Below are 18,728 nucleotides of genomic sequence, written 5' to 3' on the forward strand. Positions count from 1 at the left end.
GGGTGAAGATTGTATTAACACACAAATAATTTATACAATGAGAAAAAGTTTATTTGCTATAGGTCTTTTAGCAATTAGTTATTCTGTTCAGGCGCAGATACTATGTCACGTTGACACTAATGCTAATATGTATGTGAGCGAAGGCACCCTAGTTTATAGCGGTGGAGGTGTACAGACAAAAGGTAATGGCCTTTTGGACGTGCATGGAAATATCATGGTTGTAGGATCTGCTACAGATGGTTTTAAAACAATTGATGCCGGAGGTGCTGATAAGACTGACGGTGGAAATATCATCTTAAGGCTTAATACTCCTGCTTCTTTTGCTACTTCCACGTATGGTCAGCTGTACATCGACGGACTATCCCAGTCCAACATCACAGGTATTGTCACTAAAGAGTACAGAACTACAAGTAACGGTAGTGGCAATTATTTCCAACAAGTTGCTTTACCTTTCTTTGGTAAAGCCTTAAGTTCATTATCTACTGAAGTTGGTAAAACTTTCAATACCGGTAGATATAGTAATCCAATTCTAAAGTGGGATAACGCCAATGCGGTTTCTGCACATTTTACAAATTTAGCATCTACTACTGCTGATGGTTCAGGGTATTATATGTTGAAAGTTTCCAGCAATGACTGGAATCCAAGTGCACCTGCAACTGGAACTGTTTTCAATATCAATGGAAAACCGTATGCTCCACTAACAGGAACTGTGTCATTGCAGAATGCAGGAAAATCTAATTTAGGAGCTTCCAATGTTGTATTCGGAAATGGTGGTAACGCTGTGAATTCTTACAACGAAAAGTACAATACTTATCTTGATGATTCATTTGAATTTACTACCACTCCATGGGCTGGAACATTTGGACAAAACTTCTATCAATTTGGTAACCCCTTCCTTACTAATTTAGATTTATCTAATATAGGATATACTGAAAGTGTTACTGGATCAGATGGAAATGCGGTGAGAAATATCTGGGGTATTGAATATAATCCAGGTACTGTTGTTACACTTCCTGGAGGTTCTACTTACGCTACAGGTGCTCAGGTAGTTACTTATGTAGCTACAGGTGACGGAGTTGCTCCGGCAGTTGGAGATGTGAACCTAGATAAAATGGTTATCAAACCTATGCAGTCGTTTAAAATAAAGTTAAGAGACAATACAGCTCAGACTTTAGACTTTAATCCACTGAGAAGATTCAAATCAACAGCTAGAACAGCAGGTACTCCTAACGGTGTAAATGCAGCTAAAACGGCTGGTAAGAATACAGCCAATACTGTAAAACAGCTTGGGGTAATTGGTCTTGATGCTAATGGTAATGAGATTTCCAGAACTTACTACGTGGTTTCTCCATCATTTACAACTGGACACCAGGTTTCTACTGCTACAACAGTTCAAAGTTCAGCTGGTACGAGAATTATCGGTACTTATGAAGAAGCATTGAATGGTGGGTATGATAATAATTATACTAACTATTGGTTATATATTAACGAAGCTAATGAGAGTAACTTCCAAGGTAAAAATGTTAAGTTAGTTAACTACAAACTTGATCAGGTTAAATCTTATAAATTCGAGATCAGAGAAAATGCAGAACTTATTCCTGCTGGTGCACACCAGTTATCTTCAGGAATTGGTTTCTACTATAAAGCGGAAAATGGAAATTTAGTACAGGCTAAACAGGGAGATGTGGTAGCTGTAACAAATGAAGAAGCTAACTTGTATTATGGTGAGCCAAGTAATATTACTTTAGGTGTGGATAAAACAACTTCTAGTGTTTCCAGAACACTTGTTGTTTACGATCCATCTATTACAAATTACATTGTTAGATTTGATCCAAAATGGAAAAAAGCAGACATTCAAGTTTATGATATGAGCGGTAAACTGGTAATCTCTAAAAAAGCGGTTGAAACATCCAGAGATTTTGTAATCGAGCTGAATGGCTCAGTTAAAAATTCATATGTTGTAAAAATCGTTTCTGATAAGGGAGAAACTGTTAACACTAAAATCTTAAAATAAACCACATGAAAATTATTAATAAACTAGTCTTGGCGTTTTTCCTATTTGCTGTATTCGTAGCAAATGCCGCTCCACCACAACCAGCAATCCCAGGAGGAGGAGGAAATGGAGGAAATGGTACCGGGTCACCAGCCTCACCAATTGATATGTATGTATATGTACTTGGTATTGTAGCAATAGGATTTATTGTTTACTTTACAAAAAAGTACAAGAGCGTAAAAGCATAAAATTTTATTAAAATAATATTAAACTCTCTGATTAGTCAGGGAGTTTTTTTATTTTTACTTTATGAAAAAGATTTATACGCTATCAGCGGTTTTGGCTGCATTTGCTTTACAGGCTCAATTTACTGTTACAATTCAGGCTCCGACAGATTTTAAAGACCAGGATGCTATTCTATATACACTTAACGGATCAAAAGATATTATTGTTACTAAAGAACAGAGTAAGAATAGTACATGGACTTTTAAATATCCAGGTCATTATATGGGGATGATGAAAGTTTATTTTCCTGGCTCTAATAATACTGTAAGCTTTATTTCTGAAAATAAAAATGTCAACTTTAAACTGGATATTCAGAATAGCAAAGTAAAAGATGTTACTTATCTGGATGATGCCAATAATCTGATGAGCAAACAACAGGAAGGCTCCCAAAAGAAAGAGCTTATTTTGCCAGCTTTAGCACAAATCAAAGAATATTACAAAGACAATACGGATTTTGGAAAAGCTCTGAAAACAGAAATTGACAGACTTTCTGGTTCTTCAAGTTCTATTGATGCTGCACAACACCCATTTATTGCTTATTATAATACGAATTACAGCAAGTTTCTTTCTAACTCACCCGATTCAACTAAGAAAGTAGATCAGGAAGAAATAATCAATTTTCTGGACAAATCCAATGATATGCTTGAAAGCTCATCGTTATTGAGACCTGTACTGGTGGCTTATCTGAATTCGGGAGGGAATACGAATGTTACTGCTTCTGTAGATAAACTGCTGGACCGTTTAAAAGTAGAGACTCCAAGAGGGCAGACTGTTTTGTCAGAATTGATTGATATCTTCGATGTATATCAGATGGATGAATACAAGAGTAAATATTTATCTCTCGCTAAAAATCTTAAATGTACCATCACAGACAGGCTTGCTTCTACACTGAAATCGAATGCAAACATTGAAATGGGGGCTGTTTTCCCTAATTATAAGTTCCAGTCACCTGTTAATACCACTGCAAAATCTTTACACGATATAAAGGCAGATAAAAAGGTCGTTGTGTTCTGGTCATCTACATGCTCACACTGTGAAAGTGAGCTTCCAAAACTTTTGGAAAAATATAATGATCTGAAATCAAAAAATATTCAGATTGTAGGGTTGTCTTTAGATGTGGATAAGAATTCGTATACCCAGAAAATTGCTGCATTTCCTTGGGTGAATGATTCAGAATTGAGAGGATGGAACAGTAGCTACACAGATTTATATAATATTCATGCAACTCCAACGTATTTTATTTTGGATGCTAACAATAAGATAATCAGCAAACCAGATCATGTTGGCGATGTTTTAGAATATTTTAAGCTAAAATAATTTTGGAGGTAAAGAAATATTTTCTATATTTGCACCACCAAAACGGCGAGGTAGCTCAGTTGGTTAGAGCGCAGGATTCATAACCCTGAGGTCACGGGTTCAATTCCCGTCTTCGCTACAATAAACCGCAATCATTGATTTAATGATTGCGGTTTTTACTTTTAAAAGAATTGCTCTTTTATCTTTTAATTCTTTCCAATGAATTTTATTTTTTAACGATTTCATTCTTCTGATGAAATATTAAGGGAATAATTATACTTCTTCAGCTTCATTATAATGATAGGTTAGTTTTTATCATAAACTCATGTTATGATAGTCCTCATATTCGTCTTCTTGTTGCCCTTTTTTTAATGATCGTATTTTTTGCGATAAAACCTTTACTTAGGTAGATTGTCGCTATAATAGGCTATTTAAACGAATGAGATTGGTTGAGCTACTGCAAAATATTATCAGATGATTTGAAATTTTAATAATAAACAATAAAAACCCCGTTTCACAATTTGTAAAACGGGGTTAGTTTTTAATAAAAGGTTTATTAAACCTGATATCCAAGTAATTTTCTGATTTGATAAAAGAATCTTTCAATCAGTCGCAGATCCTGTGTTACAATTTCTGCGCTGCCTCTAAGCTCTTTATCGAATGTAAGTGTTTTATTATAGCTTGTTTTTAATCCTTTTGGTAAAATTACATCTACATAGTAATTCCCTTTTTCATCAGGAATAAGAGAGATGTTTTGCACTTTTCCTTCGATGATACCGTATTCCTGGAATCGGTAATTGTCCAGTTTAATCAGTACTTTCTCACCAGGAGTTATTTTTCCTGAATTTGTGGTAGGAACGGACATTCTGCCCACTAGCTGCTCTTTATTTTTAGGAAGAATAGAAAGTATGGGTTCTCCTACTTTTACGAACTGATTCTCACCAAAGAACTGTTGGAAACTGGCAACACCATCAGTGGATGAGATGACAAGATAGTTTAGCTCCCACTGTTTTAGAGATTTTCGCAGCTGCTCAAGAAGCTGTAGAGTTTGTGAAGAGTATGTAATTCTGTCTTTTTCGGTATTAATGGCAGTTCCGCTTTTGGTTTTATTCAGATTGGAAATTCCTTCATCCATTTGAGATATGGAGATTTTGATATTCTCAAGGTTTTGCTGTGCCTGAAGATATTTGATCTTTTCATTTTCAAGTTCCATGGCTGAAATCACCCCTTGGTTGAATAATTCCTGAGATCTGTTGAAGTTTTTCTTTGTCAGATCATATTTTATAGATTCCAGGTTCTTCTGCTGTTTCAAGGTAGCAATTCTTATTTTATATTCTGAAATGCTCTGATTGGCGGCCAGATTTTCAGGAGCATAAGGCTGTAGTCTTGTAAAAAGAGCTTCATCCTGAAATGCTTTTGCAAAACTGTTATATTCACCCTGCAATTCACCCAGTTTGAATCTTGAAGCCTGCGCTATAGGGAAGGTATATAATTTATCGGGTGTGATGGAGTCTACCAGTTTTTTAAGTTCTAAAATATCTTTATAGTTAGCTGCAGACTGCATCACCATCAGAACATCATTCTTTTTAACTTCCTGATGGTCTTTTATGAATATTTTCTCAATTTTGGAACTGGTTCGTGCTTCTATTTTCTCAGGAGGATTCTGGGAAGTTACAATAATAGGAGCCGGTACAAATTCCGGATATTTTATAATGTAGCTCATTAAGAGAATCAACAGGAGGATAATAAATATCACTGTATTTCCCCAGCGGATCATCCAATGCGGTGGCTGGGTAAGAATATCCTGTACACTCTCTGAGCGAAGTTCAATATTGTCTAAAACGTCTTCTTTCATTGTTCTGAGGTAAAATTTCCCCCAATATTTCAGGGGGAATATAATTTAAATAATTGGGCAGTTCCCGTCATACCAAGATGGTGGTGAAGTGTCTGCATCGGGAGGGCATTCAAAATGCTTTATACGGCATGGTACCCAGCTGCCAAGACACCAGGATCCACAACAGTTGTTGTCCGGAATAATTACTCCTCCACTCACTAATGTCAAATCTTTTCTTGAAAGTTTTTTAAGATTTTTCATGATTTAATTAGTTTTATTTTTCCTACTCTATAAGCTTTTCGGATTCCGCTATTTTTTTTGCTTTTATGATTAGCTGCCTAATTCAAGCTGATTTCTTACAAGTCTGTAATATTCTCCCCTTAAATCTACCAGATCGGCATGGCTCCCTTCTTCAACTACTTTTCCTTGATCCAGTACAATGATTTTATCAGCATGTCTTACCGTTGAAAGTCTGTGGGCAATCACCACTGCTGTTTTACCTTTAAAGAACTGTTCAAGATTTTCCATAATCACTTTCTCATTATTGGCATCCAATGCAGATGTTGCTTCATCAAATAAAATATATTCAGGAGATTTGTAAACAGCTCTTGCAATGAAAAGTCTCTGCTTTTGGCCTCCACTTACACCAACTCCTTCATTTCCGATCTTTGTATTATAACTTAATGGAAGACTTTCAATAAAATCTTTGATATTGGCTATCTCTACAGCTCGTCTCAATTTTTGTTTATCTATATGATCTTCACCTACAGCAATATTATTGGCGATGGTATCATTGAATACATATCCTTCCTGCATTACAACACCACAATGATCTCTCCAGTATCTCGGAGAAATATTTTTCATATTGGTGTTCCCGATTCTGATTTCACCCTGGTCCGGATCATAAAATTTCATCAACAGTTTCAGTAAAGTGGTTTTTCCACTTCCGCTGGCTCCCACAATAGCTGTGGTCTGCTGGTAAGGAATCGTAAGGCTTAAGTTTTCAAAAACCGGAACATCAGAACCAATATATCTGAATGACATATCTTTGATTTCGATATCTTGCTTCGGAACATCTGTAACGTACTGCTCATTTTTATCTTCTTCATCATCTTTATCATGGATTTCTCCTAATCTTTCAAGGGAAATTTTAGCATCCTGAGTCTGTTTGATAAAGTCGATAAGCTGAAGAAGCGGGCTGTTTAACTGTCCAATAATATACTGAACAGAAAGCATCATCCCCAAAGTAAGGTTTCCACTTAAAACAAGTTTTGCAGAAAGGAAACTCACCAGAATATCTTTCATCTGATTGATAAAGTTTCCTCCAACAGACTGCCATTGTTCTAATGAAAGAGATTTTATTCGGATCTTAAAAAGTTTTACCTGAAGAAATTCCCAGTCCCATCTTTTTTGCTTTTCGGCATTATGCATTTTGATTTCCTGCATACCGTTGATAAGCTCAATTACTTTACTTTGTTCCTGAGATACCTGTGAGAATCTTTTATAATCAAGTTCTTTTCTCTTTTTTAAGAAAAAACTGATCCAGCCAATATATAATACAGCTCCTACAAGATAAACGATGAAAAGTCTGTAATCGTAAAATAATAATACAATGCTGAAAATAATAAGGTTGACCAAAGAGAATAATGTATTCAGTGAAGAGCTTGTAAGAAGCTGTTCAATTCTGTGGTGGTCATTAATTCTTTGCATGATATCTCCTGTCATTCTGGTATCAAAGAAACTTATCGGAAGCTTCATCAATTTGATAAAGAAATCGGAGATGATCGAAATATTGATCCTTGCCGAAAGGTGAAGAAGAATCCAGCTTCGGATGGTCTCAATTCCCATTCTTCCCAGGAATAGCATAATTTGGGCAAGTAGAACTACATAGATAAAATTAATATCCTGATTCTGGATCCCGACGTCTACAATACTTTGGGTAAGAAACGGGAATATCAGGGAAAGTAAACTTCCTCCTAATAGACCAATAGCCAATTGTATAACAAGTGTTTTATATTTAAGAAGATATTTGGACAAGAATGTAAAGCTTGCCTTACTCTCTTCAGCATCAAACTCTGTCTGGAAGAATGCAGGAGTGGTTTCAAGAATCAGGACAATTCCTTCTTCTGTATTTTCGTTGGCATTTTCTCCAATCCAGGACTTGATGAATTCTTCTCTGGTATAAGTGATCAGTCCATAGCTGGGATCTGAAATATAGACTTTGTTATTTTTGTCGATTTTGTATACAACAACAAAATGATTTTTATTCCAGTGTGCTACACATGGAAAAGGAACTTCTTCTGTTAGGGTATTGAAATCGATCTGGACTCCCATTGACCGGAATCCAAGATTTTCTGCGGCATCGCTCAGGCCAAGAAGGCTGCTTCCTTCACGTGTTGTTTCGGAAAGGTTACGAATCTGCTGCAGAGATATACTTTTACCATAATACTTACTGACGATTCTGAGGCATGTAGGGCCACAATCTTTGGTATCTGGTTGCTTATAAAAAGGAAACTTTTTTTTCAAAACTACTACTCATTATAAAATGCCGTCAATAAATGACGACATTTTTGCTTTAATTCAATTATAATTCAATGAAATGGTAAACTGGAAATAGTCCCATTGATCACCGTTTTTCTACTCTTTTACATCTTTTCAGATGGTTATTTTGTTTTTCCTAAGATAGTGAAATTTTTAAATGAATGAGATTTATTTGCTAGATCTCATCATCCTCTATTAATTCATCAATAAAGAATAAAATATCTTCACGATCATACTTGTCTGGAAACTGATATCCATTGATGATAAAGATAGGAGTAAAGCTTAATCCTGCGTTACTGTTTTCTATGGACATCTCTACTAATGGATTCAGATTTTCTGAGGTTACGTTTCCTCCGGAAAGCGCATTGATTTTGCTTTCATCCTTCGTTTCAAACCATTCTTCTACAGCATGTAAAAATTCTTTTTCAGGCTTGTTATGATAGATATGAGTTAAATCTGAAATAAGCTGAGTGTATTTTTCAGGAGCTCTGTCTGGGCTGTAATTGAATCTCATCTGTAGTGAAATATTCTCCGGATATTTTTCCAAAAGTCCTTCAACAAGCTTATGTGCATCTTTACAAAAACCACAATATGGATTGGAAACAATAGAAATACGAAGTTTAGCATCTCTTTTTCCAACAGCAAAAGTTTCAGTATCCTGGAATTCTATTTTTGGATTTTGCTCCATCTGGTTTTTGAAAAGCTCATAGTTTCTCTTGAATCTGAGATTTTTCGCATTCGATTTTTGAAGAGCTTCTTTTTGCTCAAGAAGAGTATTGAAATAAATAACTGCAGAAAAAACAAGAGCCCAAAGAATGACAGTCAATAGAAGAGCTCCCACACTGAAAGACAGATTCTCAAAAAATAAACTGCTGATTACAATTTGCCCTACCAGGATTGAAATAATCAAAAGACATACTCTACAAAATGTTTTTTCTACAAATGCCTGGATGTATAAAGAATATCCGATGGCAATTACAGAAACGAATGTGAAACCTTTTACGATATACGCTGTTGCCGGTAAGAACAGACCTAATACGGCAAGTCCTGCAAAATAAATCAGAGAAAAATCTGCAAACTTTAAGCCCAGAATACTGGTTTTATCCTGTTTGATGATCTTATCACACGAGTTGGCTGTCTGGCTTGCAGCAGCGCCCCCGCCTCCACATATACTTCCGATGACCGTAGAGGTATTTCCGAATTTCTGATTGAAAATTTCCAGGGAAATATAAACTCCTGCTAAGGAAAGTACATTAAATAGAGCCTCGTAAATGGTTTGGCTAATAAAAGAATAGGCAAGAACAGTTGCAAAAATGAGATAAAGAACCGGTTTGAAATTAAAAGCCAGTTTACTTTCTGCATTTTCTGTTTTCTCAAACAGCAGTACAAAATCTGTTGATTTATTATAAAGTTCTTCTTTACCGAAGGTTTTTGCTTTTTCTGAATATACGGAATAATTGCTTCCTGCTTTTTTGACCAGGGAAAATGAATTCTCAATAATAGCAATAAATTCTTCCGGAAGTTCGTCCCAATATTCTTTGTCAAGTTCGTAAGCATCATTTTTTACTCCCATAAAGTTGAGTGTGTCGCTAAATGCCAGTGCGGACGGGTAATTAGGATGGGAGTTGAACTGGAAAATAAATTCCTGTTTATCGAGTTTTAAATGGTTAATTAGTTTGTCAAAAATCATATTAATATTTTTAACTAAAATACACAGATGTTTTAAATATACAAAAAAAATCTCCTTTATTAGTGAGATATAAGTAGGTGTTGGTAGATTTTATTTGATCCTCAGTATTTTATTCCACGTAATTTGGAATCAAAAAAGGTTATCATAATGGGGTTTTGCCCTCATAAAAATAAGTGTTATCTTTTTTTAGTGATCAATTGATCTGCCTATAGAAAATATTTTCTCTTTACAAAAACAGAATTAATATTAACTGAAAAAATGGTTTGGATATGCTGCATATTTTAAATTTAAAATTGTAGAAATATCTCATAAAAAACGGGAGATAACTCCAACTTTTAAAAGAGTGAAAAAGAATAAAAATGGAATAGGTTTTATCCAAACAAATGTTTGATTTTTTAAATTATTAATAACTTATATAGATTTTAACCCTGTTTTGGTTATGATATGTCGTGGTTTTGTGTGATTCGCAATAATGTAAAATGAACTCAAAAAAACTTAAAAAATCATAAAATTTTCATAAAGTTTTAAAAAAGGAGGGAAATGTTTTTGTATTTATAAAATATGTCGTACTTTTACATCGCCTTGAATGAGGGAACAAGTCAAGGTAATAAATTTTTTTTCATCATTTGTGTTTTTAGAATCGTATCGCCTGATACGATTCTTTTTTTATTTATGATTCATAATTTAAGAGCAGATCAATAAAGTAAGAATAGGTAACTGAGCCTTCTTGTTGATTGCTTTTCAGAAACAGGTTATTGGTAAATCCAAAGAAGTCATCCAACCATCCCTGATGCTGAAAAACAAAACTTTTTTCATAAGCACGATCTCTTTTCATAGCTGGAGAGTATTGATGAAGAATATTCTTTACAAACTGTGGGTCTTCCTCCACAATGAACCTTAAAAGACTTTTTAAAGTGAAAAATTCAGTACTGTATCTCAGTTCAGGATTAGTAGAGTGAATACCTATCAGATATCCCACAAAATTAGCCTCCTGTTCTCTTGCAAAACCTAATTGATGGGAGCTTTCATGGGCTGTGGTGAAAGGGATGAAAGTATGGGGTAATCCGGAGTTATACTGAGCTTCTGCGGTAAAGGGATTGTAATATCCAAGAATCCCGGTAAAGTTCATTACATTTTTAAACAGACTTGGTTTGATATCCAGAATTTGAGGAGCTTTTTTATCTGATATATAAGAAGGTAGTTTGGTCTGTTGGTACAGGATTTCCTTTTGTATATCCGTAAGGTTGGTGATGATAAAAACACCATTTTTATCTTCATGAACAGACTGTCTGGTTTGCTTGCATTTTTCAAGATAGACAAGGGCTAATTTTTTTGCCTTATTCATATCGGGTTCCTCCTGGCTGGAAAGTTTTTTAATGATTGGAGTCTGGAAATACAGCATCCCCCAAAATATCTGATAGATGAGATAAAAAATATTGACAATCATCAGAATTCTGATTAAAGAATGATTTCTTTTCTCTTTACTGAATAAAGAGATCAGATAATACAGAAGGAAAACTCCCAGTAGAATGTATATAAGATCTCCAACAGAAAACGGAATCCAGCTGAACAGTATCTGATGAATCCCTTTCTGAAATTCAAAAAAACTTTCAAAAAAAGAAATCATCACTTTGGATTTTGAGAATCCATAAAACAAAAGAAATTGGGCAAGTAAAACACCTGCCCAAAATCTCTTTTTCTTATATATGTTTGTTGTTATATTAATGACCATTACCTTTAGATACTTTATCCAGATCAATGCCCTGAGCTTTCAGAATCCCACTTACACGGATTGCATAGAATGCAAGATAAGCAAAACAAATAACCCCTACGATATAACTGAAATGAATATTGGTAATATCTGCAATATACCCTTGTATAAAGCTTACAATACCTCCACCCATAATCATCATAATTAGATATCCTGAACCTTGGTTAGTGTGCTTTCCAAGTCCGTTGATAGCCAATGCGAAAATACAAGGCCATAAAGTAGAACAGAAAAGACCTACGCTGGTAAATGCATACACAGATACCATCCCTGTAGTGAACATACCGATAAGCAATGCTGTGATCCCTGCCAGAGAGAAGATTAAAAGCATTCTTGCTGGATTTCCTTTGCTTAAGATGTCACAGATAATCATCGCAATGATGATGAATCCATATACATAGAAAGGAGAAAGGTCATGCTTGGCAAGTGCATTCACGAATAAAAACACTCCAAACGCAAGATAAGGTGCTAAGAATCTTAAGATCTTTTTAAATCCGGCATTCACGTCAAATGCTTCTACAGCACCTGTCCAACGGCCAATCATTAATGAAGCCCAATATAAAGAGATGTAAGGAGCTACATCTTTTGTTTCAAATCCTAAATTTTTTTCCATATAAGCAGGAAGGTTACTTGCAGTAGAAACTTCCACTCCTACATAAACGAAGATGGCAATCATTCCCATTACCAATTGAGGATACTGGAAAGCCGAAGTTCTGTGTTCTCCCGGAGTTACATCATCTGTATTCTCAGTATTCGTTGGCGTTACAGCAGGAAGGGAAGAGAATTTAAGCATTAAAGCTACCAGAGCAAAAGCTGCTCCTAATATAAGGTAAGGTACTTTTACACTTTCTATACTCGCTTCCGTATTACCGGCACTTGCAGAACCGAAAATAGCAAATGCAACGATAAGTGGTCCAATGGTAGTTCCTAAGTTATTGATTCCTCCAGCCATTGTTAGTCTCTGAGATCCCGTTTCTGTAGGACCTACTTCAATAGCAAGCGGATTAGCCACAATCTGCTGAAGAGAGAATCCTAAACCTACAATAAATAATCCGGAGATCATTAACGGGAAAGAATGCATATTGGCGGCAGGGTAGAACAGCAATGTTCCCATGGCGGAAATCAAAAGTCCTACAATAAGACCGTTTTTGTATCCGATTTTATTGATCAAATCCTGTTTAAGGCTCTTTGATACAAGCATATAAATTAAAGAACCTACAGTGTACGCTACATAGAAGCATATCTGTACCAACATACTCTCGGTTTGAGATAAATTGAAGGCTTTTTGAAAAACTGGGATCAGAATATCATTACTGGCTGCTACAAATCCCCAAAAGAAGAATACAGTAACCAACGGAATGAATTGGGCCCAATTGGTTTGTTTAGAATAATTTGACATATTTATTATAGATTTCACAAACAAATATAACTATTTCCTTTCAACGGAATACCTGATTAAGGTTTTTTTTATTGTCTCATAAGCCTCTGCCTTTAAGTCTTTTGGCGAATCTGTAGGCTCAATGATTCCATTGAAATACACCTTTACTCTTCCCGGATAGCCTTTTGAGTTTTCAAAAGGGAACATTTCCTTGAGTCCCACAAAGGTATAAACAGCTATAGGAGAATGATGTTTTGAAGACAGCATAAATGCACCGTCCTTAAAATCATCCAGGATAATAGAAGTATCGTCCGGTACACCACCTTCAGGAAAAAGGGCAATACTGTTGCCTTCTTCCATCTTCTCGGCACACCTGCGGTACACATCTGCACGGCTTTTTGCACTGGCTCTGTCTACCATTACACATATCCTTTTATAGATGGTTCCGAAAATCGGAATCTTTACCAGTTCTTTTTTTCCTACAAAACAAATAGGATGATCAGGAAACAGAATGCATACCAGCATAATGTCCATAATGGACGTATGATTGGAAATGAACACGTAAGGAATATTCTTATCTTTTTCCTGCTCCGAAAGTTTAATCAGATCATATCTGAAGCCCATTCCGTAGAACATACCATAACACCAGAGTCTGACGAGTTTATAACCGTACTTGTAATGCTTTTTGTTAAAAGATAAAATAAAGACAGGAATCCCAATAGTAACTGTCAGAAAAAATGCCAACAGCAAGAGCCAGAATCTCCAGAGATAATTTAAAATTTTTGTCACAGCTTAACCGTTAAAAATTACTTTCTTCTTTATCGAATAATTCAGAATGGAAACCAGCAATATTGCTGCAATTTTGCTGATCATTTCCGGGCTCAAGGTATAAAAAAATAAATTGATATTATCTTTAAATATGAAACTATAGAATATTTGGAAAAAGCCTAAGCTGAGTAATGTTGAAAAAAAGGAGACCACCATAAAATAAGCAAACTCTTTTCTCTTTGAATGTTTTCCTCTTTCAAATACAAACCAGATGCTCAGAAAGTAATTGGTAATAATCCCGCAGCTTGTGGAAAAAATGTTACTTAAAGGATAGTGTACCCCATAGAAGTTGGTTTCCTTTACAAAGAAGTGCGGAAGATAGGTGCTGAAAATCTTAAAGCTTCCTATTTCTACAATGGCACTCAGCCCTCCAGCAATAATGAAGAACAAAACTTGTTTCTGACGTATGAGTATTTCTTTCATTCAATTTTAATCTAAAAAAAATAATTGCACATTTTGTGTAAATAATGAAATCAATACTATCTGAAAGATAAATTCATTATTATATTTCGGCTATTAATAATTGTCTTAAAATATCAATAACTACAGAACTTCACAATATGATTGTGCAAATTTATAACTATATGTTAAACACTGAAAAAAGTTGTTAAAATATTTTTTTTAATAAAAATTATTTCTAAATTTATTATTCAGAATGATGTAATAATGACCTGATAATAAATTCATTTTCAACTCCTTGTGTTGATGGTTTTTTCTATCTTGTAGTGCACGGTTAAGCGCATATACTCCAACATTTTATGACCCAATTTTTAATAATATTTGTATGAAACGTCAAAACAAATACAGAAAATTCCAGCTTCAACAGAAAAATATTGAGGCTCTTGAGAAAGAAAATTCCCGCTTCAAAAGAGTGTATTCAGAATATGAAAATATGTCAAACGAATTGTGGAATCTTGAAAACTCCAGCGGAGAACCGGTGCCTGATGATTTTATCAATGCAATGGTATTACAGACTTCCTATCTGGAAGATGAAATAGAAGACTGGCTTATACAATTCAACGAAAAAAAAACACAGATTAAACATTAATGATTTTAGACAGCTTCCAGGTTGTTTTTAAATGCTAATTGAAGATAAATTCATAATTTAGCACCCTTAAATTAAAATCTAAAATATGGTTGCTATTGTAGATAGTGGTTCTACTAAATCGGATTGGGTAATACTTGATGACTTTAAGAAAGTTTTTCTGAAAACAGAAACCATCGGTTTCAATCCGAATTTTATCAACAGAGAACTTATCGCTCCTGAAATACAGAAGAATAGCAATCTGATATCGGTTAAAAATTCAATTACCAAAGTCTTTTTTTATGGTTCCGGATGCGGTGTGAAAAAAAACTGCGAGACCATAGAAGAAGAACTGAAAAAGGTTTTTGGAAAAGCAGAGATTATTGTAAAGGAAGACCTGATGGCTGCAGCCTATGCGGCATACAGTGGGAAACCTGCAATCGTGTGCATTCTTGGCACAGGATCAAATTCCTGTTTTTTTGACGGTGAAAATGTAAAGATAGAACTACCTTCACTAGGATTCCTGATCGGGGATGAAGGAAGTGGAAGTGCTATTGGAAAGCAATTGGTGCGCAGATATTTTATGAAAAAACTGCCTGCAGATCTTCATAAAGAATTTGAAGCAGATTATCAGCTTACCGTAGAAGATGCATTGAAAAACATGTATCATACTCCAAGGCCAAACGCCTATCTGGCGAATTTTACCAAATTTGTAATCGAAAGAAAAGATCATCCTTATTTCAAAGACATGGTTTTTGAGGAAATGAAAAGTTTCTTCGAATATCAGGTTCTTCCTTATGAGGAAGCGCATGATGCCGAAATCAATTTTATCGGCTCCATCGCTTATTATTATGAAAATACACTACGTTCTGTAGCTACAGAACTTAATTTAAATGTGGGACATGTTGTGCAGAAACCAATTGAAAGCTTAGTAGATTACCACATTAAATATATACTTTAACAAAAAACAAAATTTTATGTCAAGTAACAACAATCGTGACGAAAAGAACTTTAGCCAGGCAGCGCTAGATTATCATAAAGCAGAACCCAAAGGAAAAATTGAAGTTATCCCATCAAAGCCACACTCTTCTCAAAGAGATTTGTCATTGGCTTACTCTCCGGGAGTAGCAGTTCCTTGTATGGAAATTCATGATAAGCCGGAAACTGTATATGATTATACAGGAAAAGGAAACCTGGTAGCAGTAATTTCTAACGGTACTGCCGTACTTGGACTGGGAGATATCGGTGCTGAGGCTTCAAAACCGGTAATGGAAGGGAAAGGACTTTTATTCAAGATCTTTGCAGATATCAACGTTTTTGATATTGAGATCGACGAAAAAGATCCGGATAAATTTATTGAAATTGTAAAAGGGATTGCTCCTACTTTTGGAGGGATCAACCTGGAAGATATTAAGGCACCTGAAGCTTTTTATATAGAACAAAGACTGAAAGAGGAATTGAATATTCCTTTGATGCACGATGACCAGCATGGAACAGCCATTATCTCAGCGGCTGCATTGATCAATTCTCTGCAGATTGCCAATAAAGATATTGATAAAGTGAAAATGGTGGTGAATGGAGCTGGTGCTGCAGCTATTGCATGTACCAAGCTTTATATTTCATTAGGATTGAAAAAAGAAAACGTCCTGATGTGTGACAGTAAAGGAGTTATCAATCACAAAAGAGAGAACCTTACTCCTGAAAAATTAGATTTCATCGCTCAGACAGATATCGAAACATTAGAAGATGCTGTAAAAGGATCTGATGTTTTTGTAGGATTGTCAAAAGGAAACGTGATGACTCCGGAAATGTTATTGAGCATGAATGATAACCCTATCGTATTTGCTCTTGCTAACCCTGATCCGGAAATTGCTTATGATCTTGCTCTTGAGACTCGTAAAGATGTGATCATGGCAACAGGAAGAAGTGATTATCCTAACCAGGTAAACAACGTATTAGGATTCCCTTATATCTTCCGTGGAGCATTAGATGTACAGGCTACAGGAATTAATGAAGATATGAAACTGGCTGCCGTACACGCCATTGCTGATCTAGCAAAAGAACCAGTGCCGGAAGCTGTAATTTTAGCATACAACGTTCAGAACCTTCAGTTTGGAAGAGACTATTTTATTCCGAAACCGTTTGATAACAGATTGATCACAAAAGTATCAAGCGCTGTTGCTAAAGCAGCTATTGAAAGTGGTGTTGCCAGAAAAACCATTACGGATTTTGATGAATATGAGCACCAGCTTTTAGACAGAATGGGTAGAGATGAAAGATTGGTAAGAATGATGCAGAGCCGTGCAAAATCCAATCCGAAAAGAATTACCCTTGGAAATGCTGAAGAATATAATGTATTAAAAGCAGCTCAGATTCTTTATGAAGAAGGAATTGCTTACCCAAGTCTTTTAGGAGATAAAAAATACATCAAGGAACAAATGGAGCGTTACGGAATTACCCTGGATGTTCCAATCATTGATCCAAGTGATGACGATCAGAAAGAAAACAGAAAAAAATACAGAGAAACCCTTTGGAAACTTCGTCAGAGAAAAGGAATGAACGAGTACAAAGCGAAAAGATATGTACGCCAGAGAGACTATTTCGGACCTTTGATGCTGAAGCATGGTGATACCGATGGACTTATCGTAGGATTCTCTAAAAACTATACTTCCGTTTTACGTCCTGTTTTAGAAGTGATAGAAAAAGATAAAGGAGTAGATAAAGTAGCGGCAATGATGATGATCTTGTCTGAAAAGAAACCTATTTTCTTCGCAGATACTTCTATCAACCAAAACCCTACCGCTGAAGATCTTGTGAATATTGCTAAAATGGCAGAATTTACAGTAAAATCTTTTGCTATCGAACCAAGAATTGCAATGCTTGGATTTGAAAACTTTGCTGCCATCTCTGAAACTTCTAAAAAAGTAGCAAAAGCAGTAAGTATCCTTCATGAGAAATTTCCTAAAATGGTTGTGGATGGTGAAATTCAGCCGGATTTTGCAATGAATGCAGATCACCTGAGCGATTATCCATTCTCAAAATTAGGAACAACACCGGCAAACACATTCATCTTCCCGAATCTGGAAAGTGCTAACCTTTCTTATAAAATCCTGAGAGGAATGAAAGTAGCGCAGGTAATCGGACCTATCTTAATGGGATTAAAGCAGCCGGTACACGTACTTCAGATGCGTTCAAGCGTTGATGAGATTGTAAACCTTGCTACCATTGCTGTTCTTGATGCTCAAAGAAGAGAGAAAAAATAATACCAAGAATTGAAGGGTAACTGTAAAACAGTAATCCTTTCCTCTTATTTAAAAAATGACACGTTAAACCGTGTTCAGATAGTAAAAAGACTCCATATTTTGGAGTCTTTTGTTTTTCTGTTAATTCCTTGAATTCTTATTTGAAATTTAAGTTAAAAGTCATTCGCACGTTAAATGAAAACATTAATTAGTTTAAATTGCTATATTTGGGAGTTTTAAAAATTAATAATGATATTTTCTTTACAAGGCAATGTTCAAGAACTTACGCCTACCTACGCTGTCATCAATGTTCAAGGAGTTGGTTACTACGTGGGAATCAGTTTGATGACCTCACAGACGCTGGTTTTGAATCAGCAGACCTTTTTATTTATTCAGCAGATCATTCGTGAGGATGCTCATCTCCTCTTTGGATTTAACACACGTTCAGAAAAAGAAATGTTCAATCTGTTAATAAGCGTTAATGGAGTAGGAGCTGTTTCAGCCCTTATTCTGTTGTCAACATTGAGCCTTGATGAGATTGCTTCTGCCATACTTTCCGGAAACAGTGCACTGATCCAAAAAGCAAAAGGAATTGGTGCAAAAACTGCCGAAAGAATTATTGTAGATCTTAAAGATAAAGTACAGAAATACAGCGATCCAAACGCGAACATTTCTGTGATGGTGGATAATAAAATCAAGGAAGAATCGTTATCTGCATTAGAAGTTTTAGGCATTCCTAAACGAACGAGCGAGAAGATTGCGGATAAAATTATAAAACAAAATCCAAGCATCTCGGTAGAAGAATTGGTTAAACAAATCTTAAAAAACATTTAACATTTGGTGGCGAAT

General features: G+C 35.4%; 15 protein-coding genes and 1 tRNA gene. 8 read left to right on the forward strand and 8 right to left on the reverse strand.

Translation table 11 applies throughout. From position 1 onward, the window contains the following. Window positions 1-37: 37 nt before the first annotated feature. The 4 genes from ACKTTZ_RS11585 to ACKTTZ_RS11600 all read left to right on the forward strand — a co-directional run bounded on the left by ACKTTZ_RS11585 (window position 38) and on the right by ACKTTZ_RS11600 (window position 3,713). A complete protein-coding gene (locus ACKTTZ_RS11585) occupies window positions 38-2,014 on the forward strand; it encodes a T9SS type A sorting domain-containing protein (RefSeq protein ID WP_407848917.1) in 1,977 nt (658 codons plus the stop codon). 5 nt (window positions 2,015-2,019) lie between these two features. Continuing rightward, window positions 2,020-2,241 carry a hypothetical protein gene (locus ACKTTZ_RS11590; protein ID WP_034695862.1) on the forward strand — a complete coding sequence of 74 codons (222 nt, stop codon included), beginning with the start codon at window positions 2,020-2,022 and terminating at the stop codon, window positions 2,239-2,241. 61 nt (window positions 2,242-2,302) lie between these two features. Beyond that, on the forward strand, window positions 2,303-3,595 hold the full coding sequence (locus ACKTTZ_RS11595; protein ID WP_034695865.1) for a TlpA disulfide reductase family protein: 1,293 nt from the start codon (window positions 2,303-2,305) through the stop codon (window positions 3,593-3,595). 44 nt (window positions 3,596-3,639) lie between these two features. Continuing rightward, window positions 3,640-3,713, forward strand: a tRNA-Met gene (locus ACKTTZ_RS11600). 417 nt (window positions 3,714-4,130) lie between these two features. On the opposite strand, the gene ACKTTZ_RS11605 is transcribed toward ACKTTZ_RS11600, so the two are convergent. The 8 genes from ACKTTZ_RS11605 to ACKTTZ_RS11640 all read right to left on the reverse strand — a co-directional run bounded on the left by ACKTTZ_RS11605 (window position 4,131) and on the right by ACKTTZ_RS11640 (window position 14,036). Next, window positions 4,131-5,429, reverse strand: a complete 1,299-nt coding sequence (locus ACKTTZ_RS11605; RefSeq protein WP_034695866.1) for an HlyD family secretion protein — start codon at window positions 5,427-5,429, stop codon at window positions 4,131-4,133. Window positions 5,430-5,474: 45 nt separating this feature from the next. Then, window positions 5,475-5,669 carry a hypothetical protein gene (locus ACKTTZ_RS11610; RefSeq protein ID WP_149835743.1) on the reverse strand — a complete coding sequence of 65 codons (195 nt, stop codon included), beginning with the start codon at window positions 5,667-5,669 and terminating at the stop codon, window positions 5,475-5,477. Window positions 5,670-5,738: 69 nt separating this feature from the next. After that, window positions 5,739-7,934, reverse strand: a complete 2,196-nt coding sequence (locus ACKTTZ_RS11615) for a peptidase domain-containing ABC transporter (protein WP_034695867.1) — start codon at window positions 7,932-7,934, stop codon at window positions 5,739-5,741. A gap of 190 nt (window positions 7,935-8,124) precedes the next feature. Next, entirely contained in the window at window positions 8,125-9,639 is a 1,515-nt protein-coding gene (locus tag ACKTTZ_RS11620; RefSeq protein WP_407848921.1) for a vitamin K epoxide reductase family protein, read from the reverse strand. Window positions 9,640-10,309: 670 nt separating this feature from the next. Beyond that, window positions 10,310-11,371: a DUF3810 domain-containing protein gene (locus tag ACKTTZ_RS11625; RefSeq protein ID WP_407848923.1), complete on the reverse strand. Its 1,062-nt coding sequence runs from the start codon at window positions 11,369-11,371 to the stop codon at window positions 10,310-10,312. Further along, window positions 11,361-12,806, reverse strand: a complete 1,446-nt coding sequence (locus ACKTTZ_RS11630) for an MFS transporter (protein ID WP_253316454.1) — start codon at window positions 12,804-12,806, stop codon at window positions 11,361-11,363. The genes ACKTTZ_RS11625 and ACKTTZ_RS11630 overlap by 11 nt, the downstream gene beginning before the upstream one ends. 30 nt (window positions 12,807-12,836) lie before the next feature. Then, window positions 12,837-13,574 (reverse strand): lysophospholipid acyltransferase family protein, encoded by a 738-nt coding sequence (locus ACKTTZ_RS11635; RefSeq protein WP_253316455.1) that lies wholly within the window; start codon window positions 13,572-13,574, stop codon window positions 12,837-12,839. A gap of 3 nt (window positions 13,575-13,577) precedes the next feature. Next, on the reverse strand, window positions 13,578-14,036 hold the full coding sequence (locus tag ACKTTZ_RS11640) for a GtrA family protein (protein WP_034695873.1): 459 nt from the start codon (window positions 14,034-14,036) through the stop codon (window positions 13,578-13,580). Window positions 14,037-14,397: 361 nt separating this feature from the next. Here ACKTTZ_RS11640 and ACKTTZ_RS11645 point away from each other — a divergent pair, with 361 nt between their 5' ends. From ACKTTZ_RS11645 to ruvA, 4 genes are all read left to right on the forward strand, one after another. Further along, window positions 14,398-14,661, forward strand: coding sequence for a hypothetical protein (locus ACKTTZ_RS11645; protein ID WP_034695874.1), 264 nt, complete (start codon window positions 14,398-14,400; stop codon window positions 14,659-14,661). Window positions 14,662-14,746: 85 nt separating this feature from the next. Further along, complete coding sequence (locus tag ACKTTZ_RS11650) at window positions 14,747-15,598, forward strand: ATPase (RefSeq protein ID WP_062672485.1); 852 nt, start codon at window positions 14,747-14,749, stop codon at window positions 15,596-15,598. 16 nt (window positions 15,599-15,614) lie between these two features. Further along, window positions 15,615-17,900, forward strand: coding sequence for an NADP-dependent malic enzyme (locus tag ACKTTZ_RS11655; protein WP_034695877.1), 2,286 nt, complete (start codon window positions 15,615-15,617; stop codon window positions 17,898-17,900). A 228-nt stretch (window positions 17,901-18,128) separates the two neighbouring features. Further along, window positions 18,129-18,713: a Holliday junction branch migration protein RuvA gene (gene ruvA / locus ACKTTZ_RS11660; RefSeq protein WP_034695878.1), complete on the forward strand. Its 585-nt coding sequence runs from the start codon at window positions 18,129-18,131 to the stop codon at window positions 18,711-18,713. Window positions 18,714-18,728: the final 15 nt, after the last annotated feature.

This window comes from Chryseobacterium sp. KCF3-3 (assembly GCF_045865955.1).
GTDB lineage: Bacteria > Bacteroidota > Bacteroidia > Flavobacteriales > Weeksellaceae > Chryseobacterium.